1 rRNA gene is annotated in these 426 nt (G+C 54.2%); it reads left to right on the top strand.

The features are described from left to right. Positions 1 to 426 (top strand): 16S ribosomal RNA (locus E0D86_RS21250); the annotation flags it as partial.

Below are 426 nucleotides of genomic sequence, written 5' to 3'. Positions count from 1 at the left end.
GGGAATCTTCCGCAATGGACGAAAGTCTGACGGAGCAACGCCGCGTGAGTGATGAAGGTTTTCGGATCGTAAAACTCTGTTGTTAGGGAAGAACAAGTACGAGAGTAACTGCTCGTACCTTGACGGTACCTAACCAGAAAGCCACGGCTAACTACGTGCCAGCAGCCGCGGTAATACGTAGGTGGCAAGCGTTGTCCGGAATTATTGGGCGTAAAGCGCGCGCAGGCGGTCCTTTAAGTCTGATGTGAAAGCCCACGGCTCAACCGTGGAGGGTCATTGGAAACTGGGGGACTTGAGTGCAGGAGAGAAGAGTGGAATTCCACGTGTAGCGGTGAAATGCGTAGAGATGTGGAGGAACACCAGTGGCGAAGGCGACTCTTTGGCCTGTAACTGACGCTGAGGCGCGAAAGCGTGGGGAGCAAACAG

The sequence above is a fragment of the Pseudomonas sp. IC_126 genome, assembly GCF_004331835.1.
In the GTDB taxonomy this organism is placed as follows: Bacteria; Pseudomonadota; Gammaproteobacteria; order Pseudomonadales; family Pseudomonadaceae; genus Stutzerimonas.
The sequence above is the reverse complement of the archived record's forward strand: the minus strand, read 5'-3'. Positions and strand labels throughout refer to the sequence as shown.